General features: G+C 37.4%; 18 protein-coding genes and 1 pseudogene. 7 read left to right on the plus strand and 12 right to left on the minus strand.

Annotated elements, in window-relative coordinates; all coding sequences use genetic code 11:
- Positions 1-96: 96 nt before the first annotated feature.
- The 8 genes and pseudogenes from OVA16_RS02450 to mutL form a co-directional block, all read right to left on the minus strand.
- On the minus strand, positions 97-951 hold the full coding sequence (locus OVA16_RS02450) for a nuclear transport factor 2 family protein (protein ID WP_267763336.1): 855 nt from the start codon (positions 949-951) through the stop codon (positions 97-99).
- Between the two features lie 112 nt (positions 952-1063).
- Positions 1064-2053, minus strand: a complete 990-nt coding sequence (locus OVA16_RS02455; RefSeq protein WP_267763337.1) for a M28 family peptidase — start codon at positions 2051-2053, stop codon at positions 1064-1066.
- A 16-nt stretch (positions 2054-2069) separates the two neighbouring features.
- Complete coding sequence (locus tag OVA16_RS02460; RefSeq protein ID WP_267763338.1) at positions 2070-2393, minus strand: endonuclease domain-containing protein; 324 nt, start codon at positions 2391-2393, stop codon at positions 2070-2072.
- Between the two features lie 137 nt (positions 2394-2530).
- Positions 2531-3991 carry a cysteine--tRNA ligase gene (cysS, locus tag OVA16_RS02465; RefSeq protein ID WP_267763339.1) on the minus strand — a complete coding sequence of 487 codons (1461 nt, stop codon included), beginning with the start codon at positions 3989-3991 and terminating at the stop codon, positions 2531-2533.
- A gap of 106 nt (positions 3992-4097) precedes the next feature.
- Positions 4098-5237, minus strand: a complete 1140-nt coding sequence (locus OVA16_RS02470; RefSeq protein ID WP_267763340.1) for an endonuclease/exonuclease/phosphatase family protein — start codon at positions 5235-5237, stop codon at positions 4098-4100.
- Complete coding sequence (locus OVA16_RS02475; protein ID WP_267763342.1) at positions 5237-6073, minus strand: rhomboid family intramembrane serine protease; 837 nt, start codon at positions 6071-6073, stop codon at positions 5237-5239. The genes OVA16_RS02470 and OVA16_RS02475 overlap by 1 nt, the downstream gene beginning before the upstream one ends.
- The gene (locus tag OVA16_RS02480; protein ID WP_267763344.1) at positions 6066-6800 is read right to left on the minus strand and encodes a rhomboid family intramembrane serine protease; all 735 of its coding nucleotides are present in this window, start codon (positions 6798-6800) and stop codon (positions 6066-6068) included. Before OVA16_RS02480 ends, OVA16_RS02475 begins: the two co-directional genes overlap by 8 nt.
- A gap of 113 nt (positions 6801-6913) precedes the next feature.
- Positions 6914-8772 (minus strand): annotated as a pseudogene (gene mutL, locus OVA16_RS02485) (DNA mismatch repair endonuclease MutL).
- A gap of 293 nt (positions 8773-9065) precedes the next feature.
- Between mutL and OVA16_RS02490 the strand changes: the two are divergent.
- Both OVA16_RS02490 and OVA16_RS02495 read left to right on the plus strand, forming a co-directional pair.
- Positions 9066-9662: a YceI family protein gene (locus OVA16_RS02490; RefSeq protein ID WP_267763345.1), complete on the plus strand. Its 597-nt coding sequence runs from the start codon at positions 9066-9068 to the stop codon at positions 9660-9662.
- A 138-nt stretch (positions 9663-9800) separates the two neighbouring features.
- On the plus strand, positions 9801-10208 hold the full coding sequence (locus OVA16_RS02495) for a response regulator (protein ID WP_267763346.1): 408 nt from the start codon (positions 9801-9803) through the stop codon (positions 10206-10208).
- Positions 10209-10233: 25 nt separating this feature from the next.
- Here OVA16_RS02495 and OVA16_RS02500 read toward each other — a convergent pair whose 3' ends face one another.
- On the minus strand, positions 10234-11004 hold the full coding sequence (locus tag OVA16_RS02500) for an MBL fold metallo-hydrolase (RefSeq protein ID WP_420712333.1): 771 nt from the start codon (positions 11002-11004) through the stop codon (positions 10234-10236).
- A gap of 166 nt (positions 11005-11170) precedes the next feature.
- Between OVA16_RS02500 and recJ the strand changes: the two genes are divergently transcribed.
- From recJ to OVA16_RS02525, 5 genes are all read left to right on the plus strand, one after another.
- Positions 11171-12874 (plus strand): single-stranded-DNA-specific exonuclease RecJ, encoded by a 1704-nt coding sequence (recJ, locus tag OVA16_RS02505; protein ID WP_267763347.1) that lies wholly within the window; start codon positions 11171-11173, stop codon positions 12872-12874.
- 81 nt (positions 12875-12955) lie between these two features.
- Positions 12956-13690 carry an LPS export ABC transporter ATP-binding protein gene (lptB, locus tag OVA16_RS02510; protein ID WP_267763348.1) on the plus strand — a complete coding sequence of 245 codons (735 nt, stop codon included), beginning with the start codon at positions 12956-12958 and terminating at the stop codon, positions 13688-13690.
- 11 nt (positions 13691-13701) lie between these two features.
- Positions 13702-15210, plus strand: coding sequence for a GH3 auxin-responsive promoter family protein (locus OVA16_RS02515; RefSeq protein WP_267763349.1), 1509 nt, complete (start codon positions 13702-13704; stop codon positions 15208-15210).
- 205 nt (positions 15211-15415) lie between these two features.
- Positions 15416-15841: a YkvA family protein gene (locus OVA16_RS02520; protein WP_267763350.1), complete on the plus strand. Its 426-nt coding sequence runs from the start codon at positions 15416-15418 to the stop codon at positions 15839-15841.
- Between the two features lie 66 nt (positions 15842-15907).
- A complete protein-coding gene (locus tag OVA16_RS02525; RefSeq protein ID WP_267763351.1) occupies positions 15908-16336 on the plus strand; it encodes a CBS domain-containing protein in 429 nt (142 codons plus the stop codon).
- Positions 16337-16365: 29 nt separating this feature from the next.
- Here OVA16_RS02525 and OVA16_RS02530 read toward each other — a convergent pair whose 3' ends face one another.
- From OVA16_RS02530 to OVA16_RS02540, 3 genes are all read right to left on the minus strand, one after another.
- A complete protein-coding gene (locus OVA16_RS02530) occupies positions 16366-17820 on the minus strand; it encodes a M28 family peptidase (RefSeq protein ID WP_267763352.1) in 1455 nt (484 codons plus the stop codon).
- Between the two features lie 191 nt (positions 17821-18011).
- Positions 18012-18890, minus strand: coding sequence for a DUF4349 domain-containing protein (locus tag OVA16_RS02535; protein ID WP_267763353.1), 879 nt, complete (start codon positions 18888-18890; stop codon positions 18012-18014).
- A gap of 323 nt (positions 18891-19213) precedes the next feature.
- Entirely contained in the window at positions 19214-19438 is a 225-nt protein-coding gene (locus OVA16_RS02540; RefSeq protein WP_267763354.1) for a hypothetical protein, read from the minus strand.
- Positions 19439-19463 lie beyond the last annotated feature (25 nt).

Below are 19463 nucleotides of genomic sequence, written 5' to 3' on the forward strand. Positions count from 1 at the left end.
AATAGACCGCTCTTAAAACTAAAAAAGGACTTCAACTGCTGTCGAAATCCTTAGTTTATATTTGATATTTGGTTTCTGAGAAACTTGCTTTATTGCTTATCTTTCTGCAACAGTAAATATCTGCGCTATGATGTTCCAAGTAGCATCAGCCTGGCGCTCCCAAATAAACACATAATTAAAACTTTCGCGTAAATCTGCTTTGTAGTCAATAGTTGCTATACCATAAGTGTAAGCAAAATCGCCACCCAAAGCTTTATCTGCTTGCGTAGTTTTTAGGTTAATTTTATCTATTACGCGGTTGTTGAAAGCCAAAATTCCATCTTTACCAATAATAGCTTCCGTTCCAGGAAATAGCAAACGAGCATCTGGGTTAATAAATCCAGAGAAAGCCTGCACGCCATGGGTTTTAAGCATGGTATTCAAAGTTTTTTCGGTACTGTAAATGATATCGGTTGCTACTTTTAAATCTTTTGCCGAAGCAAATTTAGGCTTGTAGGTACCTGTAGGCTCTACAAAAGTATTTTTAGGCTCTTTGCCTTTTATTGGTTTTATGGCATCAGTTCCTAGATCCATCACTAACTGCCAATCGCCATCTTTGCCTCTCCATACCGATAAATAATGACCATAAGTTTTACCACCAGCCACATAACTACCCGAGGTAAAGCCCCAATCTCTGCTTTTAGATAAGCGAGCATAATTAGGCTCCCAAGTTAAATCTTTAGTATCTGGCGCTGTTGCAAAAAACTTCTTTGCATTAACCGGATTTGGACGAAATACAATACCATCTGGTGCTGCAAACGCTGTAAAAGCTGCATTTTGACCGTCTTTTGCAACCTTCTGTGCAAATGCTTTTTCGGTGCTAACTAGAGATTTTACCGTACCGTCTGACTTTTGTGCATATACATTTGCAGTTAAAGACACGGCTAATATGGAAAGATATATTTTGTTCATGTTCATTTTTTGTGTTACGAAATTAAAATTTGAAGTGTTATGATGTGTAAAAAGTAATTAACAATTGCACATTTGGTTGGCTTTTGGCTAATCATTGCTGAACTATGCAGCATCAATTATTGACTGTTTTTTCTCTGTAAATGGTTTCCAAAACGGTTTGTCCAACAGCTTTTAAAGTGTTTCTATCTATGTTATTTAAATTATCTAGTTGCGTGTGCCAATTGCTATAAAAACCTGCCGCATCCGAGTAGTGGATGACATCAATTGCCGGCACTCCGGCTTGGTTAATCCAGTAATGGTCGTCAATGAGTTGGCCAGAAGTTACGTTGATAAAGTAATTACCATAACCAATTTCGGCAGCAATACTCCAAACTTTACTTACTATGCTTGGTGCGTACTTTCTAGAAACATCGTCTTGCGTAAACTGTGCATTAGCGCCGCCAACCATATCTAAATTAATTGCATAAAGTGGCTTTCCATTATTAAAAGTTGGATTTTTAGCCCAGTATTGCGAGCCTAAACACCAAGTGGTTTCGTGAGAAGTTTCATCATTTGCACTGCCATAATCTTCCAAATCCCATAAAATAAAATCTACTCCCACTTCTGGCTGTTTTTGTTGAATTTGACGAGCCATTTCTAAAATTACCGCCACACCGCTAGCACCATCATTTGCCGCATCAAATTGTTTATCTCTCATTCCCATGTTTGGGTCTTCATCAGAAAAAGGGCGAGCATCCCAATGGGCAGTAATTAAAACTCGTTGTTTCTTTTCTGGATAAAAAGCTGCAATGATATTTTTTAACTGATGTGTTTTACCATCGTAGGTTTTTGCCGGCGCTTGCTGAATTGAAACTTCGCCACCAAATGACTTTAACTTTGCTACCAAATAGTCTGCAGTTTTTGCATGTGCTGGAGTAGATGGAATACGTGGACCAAAATCTACCTGAGCTTTAGTGTAAGCGTAAGCACTATCGGCATTGAAATCTGGAGATTGCAATTTTACCTCGGTAGCAGTTTCCGTTTCTGCTGGTTTATTTTGTTGGCAAGCTTGCAGACTAAACAATGCCAAAAACGATAAAGTTAATATGTGGTTTAGTTTCATTTGTTTATTTTGAACGCTATATGTGCCCCTTCGAAGGGGGTTGGGAGATGATTTTTTCAAAGTCAATTATAAAATTTTCTATTGCTTTTTTAACGTTATTAATATCATTTATTACCTCACCATCATTAAACCTCAATGTATGATATCCTAATTCCAAAAGTGTCTTATCTCTCTTTATGTCACTTTCTGCTCGTCCTTCCCAAGAATGAGTAAGCCCATCTACTTCAATAATTAAGTTTAGTTCTTTGCTAAAGAAATCTGCAATATAGTTCACAATGGGCCTCTGTCTTAAAAAAGGGTATCCCATCATCTGCTTATTTCTTAAAAGCTCGACCCACAACTTAATTTCAGCTCTTAACCACCCTTTCTGTTACTCCTAGCAAATTGTTTCAGGTTTTTGTTATAGCTGTTATTCATTATTCATCCCCCTACCCCTTCAAAGGGGGAACTAGTTTAGTTCAATAACGACGATGTTTCCTACATCTTACTCCAAGTAGTGCCCTCTTTGCTATCTTTTAATTGGATGCCAATTTTTTGCAGGCCTAAGCGAATAGAATCTGATGTTGCGTAGTCTTTATTTTCTTTGGCCTCTTTGCGCAAATCAATTACCATTTCTAAGATCTCGTTCAGTTCTAAATTTGAACTTTCTTCATCCTTTAAGCCAAAAATTTCGAATACAAAATCGTTGATCAAAGCTTTTAATTTCTCTAGCTCTTCTGCCGTAATTTTAGCTGTACCATCGTAAACAGTATTGATAATCCTAGCTGCTTCGAACAATTCGGCAATAGCCACCGGACTGTTAAAATCATCGTTCATGGCGTTTACGCAATTCTCTCTGATAGGATTAATGGAAATATTTCCATCAGCCGATGCTACCAATTTTGGCAATAAGGCAACAGCATTCATTAACCTTCTAAAACCTTTTTCCGAAGCATCTAAAGCATCGTTACTAAAATCTAAAATGCTGCGGTAATGCGCCTGCAACATAAAGAACTTTACCGTCATTGGGCTATAACCTTTGCGCAACAGCGGATGATCTCCAGTAAACAATTCTCCCGGTAAAAATCCATTACCGGCAGATTTAGACATACGTGTACCATTTACCGTCAACATATTGGTATGCATCCAATATTTTGCTGGCTGATGACTAGAACAAGCTTCAGATTGTGCAATTTCGTTGGTATGGTGCGTTGCTGCCAAATCCATTCCACCGCCGTGAATATCAAATTCGCTGCCCAGATATTTTGCACTCATGGCAGAACATTCAATATGCCAACCTGGGAAACCCATACCCCACGGCGATTGCCATTGCATCAAAGTTTCTGGTTTTGCTTTAATCCAAAGCGCAAAATCTAAGCGGCCTTTTTTATCGTCTTGCCCGCTGAGTTCACGAGTATTTTCTAATAAATCTTCTAGCTTCCGATTGGTTAAAATGGTATAATTATATTCCTTACTATATTTTTCTACATCAAAATAAATGGTTCCATCTACCTCATAACCATAGCCGTTATCTATGATTTTTTTTACCATTTCGATCTGCTCAATAATATGACCAGTTGCCGTTGGTTCAATGCTAGGCGGAAGTGTGTTGAACATCCGCAGCACATCGTGAAAACCCAAAGTGTATTTTTGTACAATTTCCATGGGCTCCAATTGTTCCAACTTTGCACGTTTTGCAAACTTATCATCGCCCTCATCCCTATCGCCCTCTAAGTGACCAGCATCGGTAATATTACGCACATAGCGCACCTTATAACCACTATATTTTAGGTAGCGAAAAATTAAATCGAACGAGATAAAAGTACGACAGTTACCCAAATGCACATCGCTGTAAACGGTTGGACCGCACACGTACATACCAACATGTGGCGCATTTAAGGGTTCAAAAACTTCCTTTTTACGTGTTAATGTGTTGTATAACTGTAATTCTTGTATCATTTTGCAAATGTATAGTTTTTTAGAGAGGAAAAGATGTTAAGAGAATGTCTAAATTTAGTACTAAGAACCACAAACCGATTGTGCAGCATAACTATCTAAGTCTACGCTAATAATCCTCATCCTTTTCTCCAGAAAAATTTAATCGCAAATCGCTTCTTACAGGAAAATGATCGGAAAGTTTGTCTTTTGAGACATGATGGTTGATGACATCAAAATCTTTTGTAGCTGCAATATAATCGATCTGAAAATTTGGAAAAGCACCGTTGTAAGTTTTACCAAAACCACTACCTTTTTCTTTAAAGGTATTTTTTAGCGAATTGGTAATTTGTGTTACGCAGTAAGAAGCTGGCGTATCGTTAAAATCTCCGGCAATAACAAAAGGAATATTGCAATGTTGCATTTCACTTTTCATCAAATTTACCTGCGCACTTCTTCGCTCAAAAGCGGCTTTCAGCATGCCTGCAATTCTTTTTGAGGATTTCATTTCTGGCCCCATTTTTTTTGCAACTTTATCTATATAATCATAGTCCTCTTTTTGGAAAGAAATAGATTGTAGGTGCACATTGTAAATACGAAAAACTTCCCCTTTTACATCAACATCGGCGTAAATACTGCCATTACCGGCAAACTCTCCGAAAGACACTTTGCCTTTATCTTTAATAGGATACCGAGAAAAAATAGCTAAACCTGCTGCTTCATAATTGTTATCTACCGAAGGTACGAAATAGTAATGTTTCAGTTTTAATCGTTTTTTTACGCTATCAATTAAGTCATATTCTCCTTTTCGGCGGGTAAAAAATTCTTGAAAACAGATGATATCTGGATTTTGATCTTCAATTACTTTGATGATTTGATCTCTGGTAGAAATATCGTTGTTTTCGCCGTATTTTTTAAACTGATGAACATTATAGGTCATCATTCTCACGTAATGCTCGCTATCTTTTGCCTGATTACCTTCGTCTCCAAAAAACTGATAAGTGGCGGTTAGTGTTTTCCAGCCCAGCGCAATAAAAGCAAGCGTTAACAGGCCAAATACAAACCTACGGCGAAGCAACCAAAACAAAACAAACAGGATATTTGCTAGCAGAAGAAACGGATAAGCTAAACCAGCAAATGCTATCCAAATGTTATCTCTAGGATCTGTTTGCCCGGCAAGCATACCCACGCCTAATCCAACAGCTGCAAGCACAGCCAGAAAAAGCATGATTTTATCAAATAAAGAAAGTTTTACTTTTTTACTGCTCATCAGTTCTTACTTGCGTCGAATAAAATTTGTTTTTCTTTTGTAGTTAATTGATCGTAACCACTCTTCGAAATTTTATCTAAAATGGCATCTATTTCAGCTTGATTGGTCACTTCTGTTTTTTTAGGTGGCGTACTGTTTTTTACTACTTTTAATTTAGGTTTTTTAATTAAAAAGCTGCTTAAATCTGTTCCGTTTTGAAGTAACTTAATGTACGCAAAACCAAATAATGCCCCGCCCAAATGGGCTAAATTTCCACCAATATTTGCCGAACCAGGCGAAACGCCAACAACATCAATCAACACATAAACCAACAGCAAGTATTTTAGCCTTACATCGCCAAATAGCAACAAACGTATGCTGTAGTTAGGCACAAGTGTTGCTATAGCACTAAAAACAGCCATTACTGCAGCCGAGGCACCAATTAAAGTTGCGCCATCAGCATTTAACTGCGGACTTAAATTATAGATTAGCGCAAATGTTAACGCACCAATAATTGCTCCGCCCCAATATACTACTTGAAACTGCCTAGGCTTTAAGAAATCTAAGAACAAATTTCCCATCCAATACAACCAAAGCAAATTAAAGAGAATGTGAAACAAGCCTTTGTGTAAAAAAGCATAGGTTACCAAGGTATAAAACCGAACAGGCCATTTTGCTATATCGGCAGGAAATGCCAAATATTGATACACAATTTCGTCGCCCAATCCTTTTGGCAAAAACAAGCTACCCACCCCAAATACCAAAAATACAATTACATTGATTCCAATGTACAGCATTGCTGGATTTCCAGATCTGAAAAGCCTATTGATGATATCGTTAAAGCCGTTGTTATTCATAGTATTTGTAAAATCTATCTTTGTCTTTCCAAATTTTGGCCAAAATAAAACCTATTAATGCGCCGCCTAAATGAGCAAAGTGCGCAATGGTATCTCCAGGTATACGAGCTACGCCCAAAAACAATTCTATAACGATATAAATTGGGATAAAATATTTAGCTTTTATTGGAAATGGAATAAACAACAACATCATTTCCATGTTTGGATAAATTACCGCAAAGGCAGTCATGATGCCAAATATGGCTCCAGAAGCGCCCACCATACCGCCAAAATAAACCGCATGTAAGGTAGAGGCTTGGCTATCTGTATACACCGCTGGGTTGTATTTTCCTTCGGCCAATAAATCTAGCGGTAAATTGCCCTGGTTAATTACTGAACCCGTAATTTGGTAAAGTTCTACACCCTGCACCACCCATTGTAAAGCCAAAGCGCCTAAACCGGTAATTAAATAGAAATTAAGAAACTTTTTAGCACCCCACTTTTGCTCCAAAATTCCACCGAACATGAAAAGACCGAACATATTAAAAAATATGTGCTGAAAGTTTCCGTGCATGAACATATAGGTAATGGGTTGCCAAATACGAAACTTAGGCGAATCGAAATAATGCGCTCCCAAAATATCTGCTAAATCTTTCCCCTGCTGCTCAAATACAAATGATGCTAAAAAGAAGATTGCATTGATAATTAACAGGTTCTTTACTACTGGTGGTATGTTAATGTTATTCATTTATTGTCGCCGTTTCGTTTTTTGGTTGCTTAGCTTTTTTTAGACTTTCCAACCCTCCATCTTTTATCTTTGTTCCTTACTCCTTGTCCCTTAACCTCTTAACCTTATTCCATTTATTTTTCAAATTTTTGTGCCAACTCTGCCAAACTAATGGTTTGTATGGCAGGCTTACCATTGATACTAAAATTTGGAGTTTTGCAGGCAAAAAGTTCTTCAATTAAGGTATTCATTTCTTGCTGACTTAAAGCTGTCCCGCCTTTTATGGCACTATTTCTGGCCATGCTCCTGGCCAAAGCATCACGTTTAGTTAACTTTAATTCTTGCTGAGAGTTTTTAAAACCTTCTATTAAGTGCTCGAAAAGCTGCGTTTCATTAATATTTGCACTTCCCAAATCAACCGGAATACCTTCTATTACTAAGGTGTTTTTACCAAATTCTCGAACATCAAAACCCAAACTCTTGATATCGTCTAGCAAGCTCTTTGCCAATTCGAAATCGCCCGGGTTTAAAGTAACCGTTTGCGGGAATAAACTTTGTTGCGAAGCTCCTTTTCTGTCTTCTAAGTGCAGCAAGAAACGTTCGTACAAAATACGTTCGTGAGCCGCTTGCTGGTCTATTACCATTACCCCAGATTTGATTTGCGAAACGATATAGCGATTATGAATTTGCATGTACAGCTTGTTCATTACCGCTGGTGTCTCTTCGGCTTCTTTCTCGCCATCTAGCTCAATTGTAGTTTGCTCTGCCTGGCTGTAGTTGGCAATTTCATAAAGCGAACCCCAATTTTGGCTAGGCTGCTTTGGCTGATACTGATCTTTGAAATAAGTAGAATGATCTCTAGGTGCCGAAGGCGATTTAGGTGTACTAAACGGATTAAAATCTGGATTAAAAGCAATACTTGGTGGTACAATATCTTCGGGAGCTTTAGGTGTAATCATGTTACTAAAAGCTGTTTCCTGATTAAAATCTAAAGTAGGGCTGATGTTAAACCTACCCAAACTTCTTTTTACTGCCGAGTGGATAATGGCATAAATAGACTTCTCATCTAATGCTTGATTTCCGTTTTTGTTGGATGTACATTCACATCAATCTTTGAAGGATCAATCTCTATAAACAACACATACAATGGGAAATTATCATCTGGCAATAACTCGGCATAGGCTTTGTTTACGGCGTGATTTAGGTAATTATCCTTGATAAATCTATCGTTAACAAAAAAGAATTGCTCGCCACGGGTTTTCTTTGCAAACTCTGGCTTACCGATGTATCCTTTTAGGTTAATGATGGTAGTTTCTTCCTCAACAGGTATTAAACGTTCGTTATAATTGTTGCCAAATAAATGTACGATACGTTGTTTTATTGTGGCCGCTGGCAAACGAAAAATCTCGTTACCATCGTGGTGCAAACTAAAAGCAATGTGCGGTTTTGCTAAAGCTACCCGTTGAAACTCGTCGATAATATAACGCATCTCTGTTGGATTGCTCTTTAAGAAATTACGCCTAGCCGGGGTATTGTAGAACAAGTTTTTAACCGAGATACTGGTACCGTTGGGCGCTCCCGTTGGTTCTTGTTTTACAATAGAAGAACCCTCAATTTCTACCAAAGTTCCTACTTCGTCTTCATAGCGCTTGGTTTTCATCTCTACTTGGGCAATAGCGGCAATAGAAGCCATGGCCTCGCCCCTAAAACCCATAGTTCTAATAGCGAACAAATCATCCGCTTTGCGAACTTTAGACGTTGCATGGCGTTCAAAGCACATGCGGGCATCAGTAACGCTCATACCGCAGCCGTTATCTATTACTTGAATAAGCGCCTTGCCAGCATCTTTAACAATAAGTTGAATTTTATCGGCACCGGCATCTAGGGCATTCTCAAGCAATTCTTTTACTGCCGAAGCTGGCCGCTGCACTACTTCTCCTGCCGCAATCTGGTTGGCTACACTATCGGGTAAAAGTTGGATGATATCAGACATTTATTTGTTTTGTAAAGCCGCTAATTTAACAAAAACAGTTGGCAGTTTTCGGTTTTCAGTTGGCAACTTTACAACAATACAACAATTAATCTTTAGCAAAAAAGGCACAAAAGCATATCAACAAGTGGCAGTAACAGTTGCCTTACAATATCAACTTATAACCTTTCAACAATTTAGCAACATCGCAAGTGAATGCTTCAACATATCAACACCGTTTTGTAAAATCTTAACATAGGTCAATACAAACTCATTTCAAAATTAAATACCTTTACAAGAAAATAACTTATTCAACAATGAAATTAAAAATCACTTCTATTTTAATGTTAGCTCTTGTGGCTATCTTTTCTTTTTCGGCTTTTAAGCCAAAGGCTGATATCTATACTGTAGATGTTGCTAAATCTACTATCAACTGGGAAGGTAAAAAGTTCTCTGGTGCACACACGGGCACTGTTAATTTAACTTCTGGCAATTTGCAATTTAATGGCAAAAAACTGGTACAAGGTGGCTTTATTGCCGATATGACCACTATTAAAACGATGGATGGCGAAAAACCAAGTCCGAATTTAGATAAGCACTTAAAAAACGATGATTTTTTTGGTGTAGATAAATTTCCAGCTGCTAATTTCGTAATTAAAAAAGTTGAAGGTAATGGTGCTGATGTAAAAATTACTGGCGATTTAACCATTAAGGGCAAAACCAATTCGGTTACTTTTCCGGCAAAAATTACTTGGAACGCAGATAAAACAGTAACCGCTGTAGCAGAGAAAGTAACTGTAGATAGAACCAAATATGGTATCGAGTACAAATCAAAATCTATCTTCAGCAGCATTGGAGATAATTTTATTTACGATGAGTTTACTTTCGCTGTTAAACTGGTAGCAAAAAAATAATATCCTATTAAATAGGGCTTTACAAATCCGAGTTAAACTCGGATTTTTTTTTGTTAGATAATTTAATGTATCTTTAGTAATCCACTTATGAAATAATATACATTCGCAAACGGTTAACACGTATTTCATAAAAGCAAAATGCAAAGTACACCTCCTTCTAAAATCAACCTCTTGGTCATCGACGATGATGATATTAACATTTTTATCATCAGTAAAATTGTTGAGAAGACGGGGTACAATGTTGAAATATGCGCCAAGCATAATGGCCAGCTCGCTATTGACTATATTAAGGATTTGCTGTTAAACAACCAACCCTTACCACACTTGGTTTTAATAGACATCAATATGCCTATTCTTAATGGATGGGAATTTATTGAGGCATTTGAAGCATTGAACATAGAAGTAACGAATGACATGTACATGCTATCGTCGTCTGTTTATGAAAATGACATAGAGAAAGCGAAAAGCTACAAATCGGTTAAAGGATTTATCTCTAAACCACTATCAATAGATAGGCTCAAAGAGTTGCTTGCGGCAATTCATTAAAAAAACAAACCTTTGTAATTAAGAGTTAAACAATGATAAATTTATCGTCATCTAACTTTACAAAAGCCTGCGTTTTTGATTTAGAATGATAAAATAGACATTTCCATTGCTCTGCAGCTGCCCTGCGGCCAAATTCATCTCTCAGTTCCATCGCTTTACGGCCATCGTAATCATATTTAGCTACAAACTTTCTAATCAGCTCTTCGGGTTCTGGCAATACATCGCCACCAAAAAATACTTTATCGTCTCCATCATCAATTAAAAATACTTGATGGTTAGGACAGTGAGCTCCAGTAAATTCGTAACTGATTTCGTTAGTCAATATTCCACTGTCTTCTATCAAATGAATTTGTGCATTTCGCTGTACAAAATCAAAAATTTCGGTATGGTACGAAGACGATTTGCTAGAAAAAGCGGTTTCCCACTCGCCACGTTGCATTACATAAGTGGCATTAGGGAAACTCAATTCCATTTTGCCATTGTAATGGTGTACCATTCCGCCAGAGTGGTCAAAATGTAAGTGCGACATCAGCACCAGTTCTACATCATCTGGATCGAAACCTACTTTTTTGATGTTCTCGTGTAGATGTAATTTCCCCTCTTCGTTGCTATATCCTAAACCAGTATCTAACAAGATTAAGCTATTTTCTAACTTTACCAGAAAAGGCTGAACGTGAATAAATAACGAAGCTGGCCTGTCTTTCGGATTGTCTTTAGCAGGATCAAAAGGTAGGAATTTTTTGCTTGCATCTACAGAATACGAACCCTCTGATAAGGTAAAAACTTGTATGGCCATCTCTTTTTACGTAGAAAATTTAATGATATATTTACGGGTTACAAATATAGGCAGCTACACATGATTATATGTCGCCAAACTATAAAAATTTACAGTAAAGACGTATCATCATACGTCTCAATAGGGCAAATGATAATTTGCCCCAACTAATAAAGACAAATAAAATATGGAGAAAAGGTGGGTACATAATGAAAATGCAAATCGTGAGGTAATTGACGAATTGGCCCATCAGTTAACCATAGACAAAAGTTTGGCTGAAATTTTAGCGAACAGGGGAATTACCACTTTTGAAGAAGCTAGACATTTTTTTAGGCCTCAAATAGCCCACCTACACGATCCTTTTTTAATGAAGGATATGGAAACTGCTATTAACAGAATTGATGTAGCAATTACCCAAGGACAACGCATTTTAATTTATGGCGATTATGATGTGGATGGAACTACTGCCGTAGCCTTGGCTTATCAGTTTTTTCATCAATTTACCAAAAATATTGCCTATTACATACCAGATAGGCATAGCGAAGGTTACGGAATTTCGACCCAAGGCATTGACTACGCAAAGGCCAACGGGTTCCATTTAATTATTGCGCTAGATTGCGGCATTCGCTCTAATGATAAAGTTGCCTATGCAAATTCTTTAGGTATCGATTTCATTATTTGCGACCACCATTTGCCAGACGTAGACATACCCGATGCCGTGGCGGTTTTAGACCCCAAACGTGAAGATTGCGAATATCCGTTTAAGGAACTTTCTGGCTGTGGCATTGGCTTTAAACTAGCACAAGCTTATTGTATGGCCAAAGATTTACCCGATGAACTTTACGAAAGATACTTGGATTTGTGCATGGTAAGCATTGCTGCCGATATTGTTCCAATTGTAGATGAAAATCGTGTAATGGCCTACTATGGCTTGTTGAAACTGAACGAAAATCCATCTACAGGCTTAAAAGCTTTGATGCAAATTTCTGGCAAAACAGAAAACTATTCGATTATGGACGTGGTGTTTATGTTAGCACCACGCATTAATGCCGCAGGGCGAATGGGGCACGCTAACGAAGCCGTAAAAATGCTACTGAGCCAAGAGGAATTTATTGCCGACGAGCAAAGTGCACTTATTAATTTGCAAAATACCGAACGCAAAAGTTTTGATAAGGATATTACTTTAGAAGCCCTAGCCATTATTGAACAAGATGAAGTGTTGATTAACCGCAAAACTACCGTGGTATTTCACGAAAGTTGGAACAAAGGTGTGATTGGAATTGTGGCTTCTCGACTGACAGAAAAATACTACCGACCAACCATTGTACTTACCCATTCTAACGGCAATTATACTGGTTCCGCTCGGTCTGTGATTGGTTACGATTTGTATGAAGCTTTGGTAGAATGCAGTGATTTGCTGATCCAGTTTGGCGGGCATAAATATGCCGCAGGCTTAACCATTGCACCAGAAAACCTTTCCATTTTTGCAGATAGATTTGAAGAAGTTGTGTCTAAAAGCATCGATCCAGCTTTATTAATCCCAGAAATAAACATCGATACAGAGATAGATTTGGCCCAAATCAACGGTAAGTTTTTTAGGGTACTTTCGCAAATGGCCCCCTTTGGACCACAAAATATGGCACCGGTATTTTGCACCAAGAATATCACATTTGTAGGTACACCACAAATTGTAGGTACAAATCATCTAAAAATAAATGTAAAACAACAAAATTCAGCTATTTTTGAAGCTATTGGCTTTAACCTTGGCGAATTTGAAAAATTGTTAAAACCAAACCAGCCTTTTTCTATTTGTTATACCATAGAAGAAAATAACTGGAAAGACAAAAAACGTTTACAACTAAATATAAAGGGAATTAAGATGGAGGTTTAAGGTAAAAAGCTAAAGGTTTAAGGTCATCATCGACTTAACTTTGCCAAATCGTAAATCGTAAATCGTAAATCGTAAATATAAATGATTCTAAAAGCCGAGCATCTCATAAAAAAATATAAACAGCGTACCGTTGTTAACGATGTTTCATTTGAAGTTAGCCAGGGAGAAATTGTGGGCTTACTGGGGCCAAATGGAGCGGGTAAAACTACATCGTTCTACATGATTGTAGGCTTAATTAAGCCAAATGAGGGCAATATATTTTTAGATGGCGAAGATATTACCAAAGATCCCATGTATCGCCGAGCGCAAAAAGGGATTGGCTATTTGGCGCAAGAAGCTAGTGTTTTCCGTAAGTTAACCGTAGAAGACAACATTATGGCCATTTTAGAAATGACCAAACTGAACAAAGAAGAACGCAAGGAAAAACTGGAAGAACTGATTAATGAGTTTAGCTTGCACAAAGTGAGAAAAAACCGTGGAGATTTACTTTCTGGAGGCGAGCGTAGACGTACGGAAATTGCCAGGGCGTTAGCAGCAAACCCTAATTTTATACTATTGGATGAACCTTTTGCTGGTGTAGATCCTATTGCGGTAGAAGAAATACAGAGCATTGTTGCTAAACTTAAAAAGAAGAATATTGGTATTTTAATTACCGACCATAACGTACAAGAAACCTTATCTATTACCGATAGAGCTTACTTACTTTTTGAAGGAAAAATACTAGAATCGGGAACGCCAGAAGTATTGGCAGCCAACGAAATGGTACGAAAGGTTTATTTAGGTTCGAACTTCGTTCTACGTAAGAAAAATCTATAAAAGGAAATCTGATGGCGATAGTAAATTCAATTTTTACCTGGTATATGAAAAAGCGGATCCATCAGATTGAGCTTTTTATGAAATACCCATTAGATGTTCAGGATGAATGGTTGCACACCTTAATTTCTAGTGCAGAAAATACCGAATGGGGAAAACTTTACGACTATAAGTCTATTTTAACCGTTCAGCAGTTTAAAGAACGGGTACCGATACAAAATTATGACACGCTAAAGCCTTACATAGAACGGATGTTGCAGGGCGAACAAAATATCCTTTGGCCTTCAGAAATTAAGTGGTTTGCCAAATCATCGGGTACCACTAGCGATAGAAGTAAATTTATTCCAGTATCTGAAGAAGCTTTGGAAGAATGCCACTTTAAAGGTGGAAAAGACATGCTTTCCATTTACTGCAATAATAGGCCAAATGCGCAGATGTTTACTGGCAAAGGCTTGGTTTTAGGCGGCAGCCATCAAATTAATCAGCTTTGCGAAGATATCCATTTTGGAGATTTATCTGCCGTACTGATTAAAAACTTACCCGTTTGGGCAGAATATTACCGAACGCCAGATATGTCTATTGCCTTGATGGACAACTACGAGGAAAAGATAGACCGTATGGCCGAAGCAACCATCAAAGAAAATGTAACTAGCATTTCTGGCGTACCCACTTGGACTATTGTTTTGGCCAAAAAAGTGATGGAAATGACAGGAACAAAAAACCTCTTAGAAGTTTGGCCAAACCTAGAAGCTTATTTCCACGGAGCGGTAAATTTCTCCCCTTACAGAGCACAGTTTAAGGAGCTTATCCCCTCTTCAGATATGTATTATCTGGAAACTTACAACGCATCGGAAGGTTTCTTCGGTATTCAAGATCAATCTCATTCAGACGAATTATTGTTGATGTTGGATTACGGTATTTATTACGAGTTCTTACCGTTAGAGAACCTGGAAGATGAAAATCCTAAAACGTTATCATTAGACCAAGTAGAACTGAATAAAAACTATGCCCTCATTATCAGCACTAACGGCGGCTTATGGCGTTATATGATTGGCGATACCGTTCATTTTACGTCTTTATCTCCTTTTAGGGTAAAAATTACTGGCAGAACCAAACATTTTATCAATGCTTTTGGCGAAGAGGTAATTATAGACAACGCCGAAAACGCACTAACCAAAGCTTGCGCAATTACGAATGCAAAAATTAAAGATTACACCGCCTGCCCTATTTACTTTAGTGGCGAAGAAGCTGGTGGCCACGAATGGATCATTGAGTTTGAGCAGCAGCCTACAGATTTTGAAAAATTTATTGATGTAATGGACGACACCTTACGTGAGGTAAATTCTGATTACGATGCCAAACGTTTCAAAGACATGGCATTACGCAGACCAAAAGTTCATAATGCACCAAAAGACACTTTTTACAAATGGCTAAAAGAAAAAGGAAAACTTGGTGGGCAGCATAAAGTTCCTCGTTTAGCGAATAACCGGGAGTATGTAGATGATATTTTGAGGTTGCTGTAGTTTAAGTATATGACATTTTTTTCTAAACACATAGGCACATAGTTTTTTAATCCTCCTATAAGATACCTAAGGGCAGATTTATCTTCCTACACAACCGCCTAAGCACATTTCTATATTCCCTATGTTCCTATGTGTTTTCCTATTTATCTCATATAGTAAAATAATTTAGGTATGCTTATTGATAGTTTAGTGAAAAACATGTTGTATGAATTTCAAAAATCTAATGTTGCGATACGCTGTTTTCAATAAAATTGCAGCAACCTTAATCAAAGATAAAGGCAAAACCTTAAACAAAATTCAAGAGGGTTTTGCAAAAGCAGAGGGGAACAAAGGAGCACTTAAAAGTGTATGGGAGCAGTTGCAATTGCTTTTCTCTTTAGCTAAAGATTACACTAGCGGAGCTTACACAGCCATCCCTAAAACCACAATGATCTCCGTTTTAGCTGCGCTACTTTATTTTATCTCTCCATTAGATTTAGTGCCAGATTTTTTAGTGGGTTTAGGATTTTTGGACGATGCTGTAATTTTGGGCTTTGTTTTTAAAAAAGTAGGCCAAGAATTAGAAAAATACCAAGCATGGAAAACATTAGATGCCTCGGAAGAAAAAGTCGATAAAATTATACATATCTAGTATTTGCTATAACCATTTGGTTTTAATTTATTTTGAGTAAATTTAATTAATCAAACACAGCCAGATATGAAAACAGTTCAACAGATTTTCGGTACAAAACCTTTAGAAACTTTTAGCGTAACGGCAAGCACCTCGGTTCTTGAATCGCTAAAGTTAATGACAGAAAAAAATATCAGCGCATTGCTGATTATGGAAAATGAACAACTGCTAGGTATTTTTACGGAACGTGATTATGCTCGTAAAATCGTTCTACAAGGCAAAGCTTCTAAAGATACCCCAATTGGCGAAGCCATGACCGCTAATCCTATTACGGTAACGCTAACTGACAGCATTGATTTATGTATGCAAATTATGACCGACAAGCACATTAGGCATTTACCGGTGGTAGCTGAAAACAAAGCTGTGGGCATGGTATCTATTGGCGATGTGGTAAAATTTATCATTGCCGATCAGAAACATACTATTTCAGCTTTGGAAAGTTATATTAATAGTTAATGATAATTGCTAACTAAAAACAGGGAGTCTTAATCTCCCCATTTCCATTCGCCAGCTATTTTTAGTGGCTCTTTTAACTTTTGACTTTCCAAAAATATTTTCAACTCTGCATTGGTAAATCTTTTTACCGGAATTTGAGCAGTATTTGCCAAAGCGTAAGTTAGCATTGACGAATAACGCACTGTATTTTTCAATCCTTGCTCGTCTACCAAATGGAAACCATCGCCATCTGAGTGATAAAATGGGCCTGAATTGTTTGGTAATTTGCCACCGGCACCACCACCTGTTGGTACGCCCTCTAACATAAACGGCTGATGATCGCTATGTAAACCCGCACCTGCTTGAAATAAGTTTTTAAATCCAGTATCAATCTTTGCCACTTCTGCTCCCCATCCTTTAAACAAAGGTTCCATTTCTTTTCTTGTAGTCGAAAATCCCTTTGGGTCGTTAGTCATATCATAGTTTAACATGAAACGAACCTGACCTAAATTTTTATCTTTTAATGCTTGGGCTACATAAGCTTTTGAGCCCAATAAACCTTGCTCTTCGCCCATAAACATTACAAATTCTATAGTACGTTTAGTTTGTAGTTTCAGTTTTTTGAAGGTTCTGGCCATGTCAATAATAGCAAATGAACCGATACCATTATCTATAGCTCCAGTGGCTAAATCCCAGCTATCTAAATGACCGCCCACTACAATTTTCTCATTCGGTAAACTAGTTCCCTTCAAAGTTGCAATTACATTTCTAGCTTTAATCATTCCCGAAAAGTTGGTCATGTCTATTTGCGCAAATTGCGGTGCAGCTTTCAACTTTGCCTTCAAGGCCATACCATCTTCTAAACCAATACAAACCGCAGGAATTGGAATTAATTTTCCAGTTACCGAGGCCGTTCCAGTTAGCAAAACCCCATTTTCAACTTTGTTAATAATGACCACACCAACCGCACCATATTTTGTAGCAATGGCCGTTTTTTCTGAACGGTGCAAAGATGCGGTACCAGCTGGAGAACCAGGTAGCACACCCAAATAAATCAGCGCAATTTTGCCTTTAACTTTTTCTTTTATTGGTTGATAATCGGCTTCTAAACCATTACCAACATCAATTAGCTCGGCTGTTACATTTGCTTTTACAGGAGAATGTGCTAAGGTTACCGCTTTAACGGCTGATAAACTGTTCTTGTCGTTACCAACTTTTACCGCCAATGTTTTTCTATCCCAGCTTTCTACTTCAAATGGTTGATATCTTACTTCAAAACCATAAGATTTGAACAGATTGTAAGCAAACTCTTCGGCTTTCGCCCCATTAGCGGAACCCGTTAAACGATGCCCAATTTTTTCTGTGGCATTTTTTAAGTTTTGATAAGCCTGCGAATTACTTTGAACTTCGGTATTGATCTGCTTAAAAACAGACGAAAAGTTGTCTTGAGCATTTGCTTGCAGTAGCAAGACAACAAAAGCAACGGAAAGAATAAGTTTCTTCATTTAACGATGATAGTTTAGTTGAATGAAGTTAGGATTTTAACAGCAGAAGTAAGTTGTATCGTTTAAATTTTACAATTAACTTTCGCACGTCAATTTCGACAATAGGAGAAATCTTTAAACTTTGAATGGTTCTACAATTTGAGAATAGCTTTAAGATTTCTCCTCGTTCCTCGTTCGAAATAACGAAGAGGTTAGTTACTTGGCGGCGGCAAAAATGTCTTGTTACTTTGTCTCCTTGTGTAATACCTGATTACAAAGAAAGCAACCACTCCCACCAAAACAAACATCCACAACCTTGATAAGAACAGAATAAACTCTTTAAAATACATCCAACCATCCATTAGGTTTAATCCTAATCTCCTAAAGAAATCTGGTTTGTAATCGTAGATGTTATCATTAGCCACAATCATGGTTTTAATGGTATTATCTTGGTAAAAACTCAATGTGATAGTACTGTAACGAACTTGCTTGTCGATATTTAGATTTTCGATTTTTTTATTTACGTAATCATCCTTGATCAGCATCGAACTTGTAACGTTTGCACTTTTTTTAGTAGCCACCTTTTTTATTTGCGCTACCGCTTCTTGTCTATTTTCAGATTTGAGTTTATTCTCTAAATAATCGAAACTCTTGTCTTCCATCTTTAGCGATTGATTATCAACAAAAACAGCCATGCCTGCAATCTGATTGGTCAAGTCATCCAATTTATCTGATGGTACACGGGCAACCACATAGCCGTCGGTTCTGTACGAAGTAATCTCTTTTAAAGAATCTGAGCTAAATTTAACTTTCTCCGAATTTTGGATGGCACTATTGATGTTAAACTCCATCACTAAGCCACCTTGTTTTTTGATGGTAGCACTTAAATTTTCCTTAGTGCGTTGCACATCTTTAACCCTAAACCGCATATCCGCAGTTTTGGTCAATTTTTCAACTAACTCACCATTAGAAACTGCTTCAGCAGCGATAGTGTCGGTAGAAGCATAGTCAGTTGCTTCTCCTTTATGTTCGGAACTACAGCCCGCAAATAGGATTGTAGCCAATGCTACAACGGCAAAATGTCTTTTCATCTTGTTTTAGATTTTGTTTTCAACTATAAGATGTTCCATTTCTGGTTTCATCTTGTGATCGTTTTTAAGTCGTAAACACATCCTTAACAAAATTGCTTAAGCATGCTATTTCCTTAAGGCAGACAATTTGTATAGGGGTTTAATGCTTAATGCTGAAAATTGATTTAGGTAACCCAAATCAGTTTTCAATTGGCAGTTATCAATTGGCAGTTTTGAAACCTAAAAGCATAAAAAATCCCTTCAAGGCTAACCATGAAGGGATTTTAAATCAAAAATTTTATTGTAAAAAATCTAGCAAAAAATGATAGATCTTATTATTCGGCTTAGCGTTTAGAATTACTTGAACCCAAGATTTGGAAAACACCTTTACAGCAAATTATTGTACCAATTGTTAAAATTGCCCAAGATAAAAGCGAAAGCCAAAGTGCATCGAAAGCGAAACGTAAGAAGGTACCTACTACGCAGATTACTACTCCAACTGCAATTGTCATATAGATAGATGGCTGATTTGCCGTATCAATGCTGTTTTCTCTTTCTTTAGCATCCATGATTTAATCGTTTTAATTTTGTTTA

It is taken from the genome of Pedobacter sp. SL55, assembly GCF_026625705.1.
Taxonomy (GTDB): Bacteria; Bacteroidota; Bacteroidia; order Sphingobacteriales; family Sphingobacteriaceae; genus Pedobacter.

Coding starts and splice junctions, on each gene's coding strand:
- OVA16_RS02450 (WP_267763336.1), bottom strand. CDS start 951: ATGAACAAAATATATCTTTCCATATTAGCCGTGTCTTTAACTGCAAAT.
- OVA16_RS02525 (WP_267763351.1), top strand. CDS start 15,908: ATGAAAACAGTTCAACAGATTTTCGGTACAAAACCTTTAGAAACTTTT.
- OVA16_RS02455 (WP_267763337.1), bottom strand. CDS start 2,053: ATGAAACTAAACCACATATTAACTTTATCGTTTTTGGCATTGTTTAGT.
- OVA16_RS02540 (WP_267763354.1), bottom strand. CDS start 19,438: ATGGATGCTAAAGAAAGAGAAAACAGCATTGATACGGCAAATCAGCCA.
- OVA16_RS02515 (WP_267763349.1), top strand. CDS start 13,702: ATGGCGATAGTAAATTCAATTTTTACCTGGTATATGAAAAAGCGGATC.
- OVA16_RS02535 (WP_267763353.1), bottom strand. CDS start 18,890: ATGAAAAGACATTTTGCCGTTGTAGCATTGGCTACAATCCTATTTGCG.
- recJ (WP_267763347.1), top strand. CDS start 11,171: ATGGAGAAAAGGTGGGTACATAATGAAAATGCAAATCGTGAGGTAATT.
- OVA16_RS02470 (WP_267763340.1), bottom strand. CDS start 5,237: ATGAGCAGTAAAAAAGTAAAACTTTCTTTATTTGATAAAATCATGCTT.
- OVA16_RS02530 (WP_267763352.1), bottom strand. CDS start 17,820: ATGAAGAAACTTATTCTTTCCGTTGCTTTTGTTGTCTTGCTACTGCAA.
- OVA16_RS02520 (WP_267763350.1), top strand. CDS start 15,416: ATGAATTTCAAAAATCTAATGTTGCGATACGCTGTTTTCAATAAAATT.
- OVA16_RS02495 (WP_267763346.1), top strand. CDS start 9,801: ATGCAAAGTACACCTCCTTCTAAAATCAACCTCTTGGTCATCGACGAT.
- OVA16_RS02500 (WP_420712333.1), bottom strand. CDS start 11,004: ATGGCCATACAAGTTTTTACCTTATCAGAGGGTTCGTATTCTGTAGAT.
- cysS (WP_267763339.1), bottom strand. CDS start 3,991: ATGATACAAGAATTACAGTTATACAACACATTAACACGTAAAAAGGAA.
- OVA16_RS02475 (WP_267763342.1), bottom strand. CDS start 6,073: ATGAATAACAACGGCTTTAACGATATCATCAATAGGCTTTTCAGATCT.
- lptB (WP_267763348.1), top strand. CDS start 12,956: ATGATTCTAAAAGCCGAGCATCTCATAAAAAAATATAAACAGCGTACC.
- OVA16_RS02480 (WP_267763344.1), bottom strand. CDS start 6,800: ATGAATAACATTAACATACCACCAGTAGTAAAGAACCTGTTAATTATC.
- OVA16_RS02490 (WP_267763345.1), top strand. CDS start 9,066: ATGAAATTAAAAATCACTTCTATTTTAATGTTAGCTCTTGTGGCTATC.